Below are 1,204 nucleotides of genomic sequence, written 5' to 3'. Positions count from 1 at the left end.
CGCGGTGCGCAAGGATGGTTACTCGGGCAGGAGGGTAAAGGCGTCGCGACAATCCTCGATATGGTAGCCATGACGCGCTTTGACTGCATGATAGGATCGAGCGCGGGAATGCGGCAAGCGGTTGCGCAGGCAACCCACCATTGCGCTTCTAGAGCAGCCTTTGGTGCCTTGTTGAACAAGCAACCTCTCATGCAGAACGTTCTTGCAGATTTGATTCTTGAAAGCGAGGCGGCTTTGGCGCTCACGTTGCGCATGGCGCGCGCCCTTGATCGTATGGATGAGGCTCAAGATGAAGCTGCATTAATGCGGATCGGTACGGCGGTTGGCAAATATTGGATATGCAAACGGACCCCCGGGCACGCGTACGAGGCCATGGAGTGTATCGGAGGTATGGGCGTCATGGAAGACACAATCATGCCTCGACTCTTCAGAGAATCGCCGGTTAACGCAATCTGGGAGGGCAGTGGCAACGTACAATGCTTAGACATGATACGAGCCATGCAGCGCGCACCCGAAAGTGTCGACGCCCTACTTCGCGAGTTGAGTAGTGCGAAAGGTGTGGTAGCTGAGTTTGATCAATATAGCGCTGAGCTGTTCTCAGCGCTTGAGGGCGTTCACGCCTTGCAACCAGATGAGGTGCAATATATCTCGCGCTCGTTGATTGAAAAGATCGCTTTGAGTTTACAGGCTTCTTGCTTAATTCAGTTCGGCGATCGTGTGGTTGCAGATGCATTTTGTAAAGCGCGTCTTGGAGGAACTACGTCTGGTCTACTGTACGGCGGTTTACCTCAAAATATCGACTGCGCATATCTTATTGAACGGGCAACACCCAAAAACTAACTAGCGATTTGGCAAGGAGCGAGGTGTGGAAATGACAACATTGCTTTGGTTTTTCTCAATATTAGGAGCATTGATTTGTATTGCGTTATCAATAAAGATCGCACGTCAGGTTCGTTTTCTTGATGCTCACAAAGAAGCGGTTATTGAAGCAAGGTCCAAGGCAAAGATTAATCAGGACAAACTTCGCGAAAGCATACGTATTCTTTGTTCCTCTATGCTTGACGAGCAGGTTGAGATTTCTGAAGGATGCATGAGGGTCAAGATTCTTTTGGATCATTTGGATGCCCGTCTGCACCATGATGAGGTTCTTGGTGTCTTTAACGAGGTATATGAACGCCTCGAGTCAATGCCTCGCTTTGAAAAG

General features: G+C 49.8%; 2 protein-coding genes. Both read left to right on the top strand.

Translation table 11 applies throughout. The features are described from left to right. Window positions 1-840, top strand: an 840-nt coding sequence (locus tag A3750_RS14970) for an acyl-CoA dehydrogenase family protein (protein WP_255374884.1), incomplete at its 5' end; no start/stop codon positions are given. Window positions 841-871: 31 nt separating this feature from the next. Beyond that, window positions 872-1,204: DUF2489 domain-containing protein (locus tag A3750_RS14965; RefSeq protein ID WP_068548404.1), on the top strand; the 333-nt coding region annotated here is incomplete at its 3' end.

Source organism: Oleiphilus sp. HI0079 (assembly GCF_001635105.1).
The sequence above is the reverse complement of the archived record's forward strand: the minus strand, read 5'-3'. Positions and strand labels throughout refer to the sequence as shown.